The sequence below is a fragment of the Mesorhizobium sp. M1D.F.Ca.ET.231.01.1.1 genome, from assembly GCF_003999155.2.
Classification (GTDB): domain Bacteria; phylum Pseudomonadota; class Alphaproteobacteria; order Rhizobiales; family Rhizobiaceae; genus Mesorhizobium.
Map to the genome: position 1 here is coordinate 1 of NZ_RZOZ02000329.1, position 278 is coordinate 278.

General features: G+C 62.6%; 1 pseudogene. It reads left to right on the plus strand.

Features of this window, described 5'->3' with window-relative positions:
- Positions 1-278: pseudogene (locus EN874_RS33515) on the plus strand (hypothetical protein); the annotation flags it as partial.

The window sequence follows — 278 nt, forward strand, 5'->3', positions numbered from 1 at the left end:
GGCAAGTCGGTCGAGGACGTTCTGGAAAAGATGGTGACCGATGCCAAGGCGCAAGCCGGCCAGCCTCCGCCGCCTAGTGCCGAACAACAAAAAGCTCAGGCGGACGCGAAGGCGCGAGAGGCGGAGCAGGCGCAAAAAGTCGCTGATGCGAAGCTCAAGTCGGACGCCGCCGCGCAAGACATGGAGTTCAAGCGCGAACAGCACGACATGACCATGACCGAGAAGCGCCTTGACCTCCAGTCGAAGCGGCAGGCCGCGCGGATCGACCAGAACCAGAT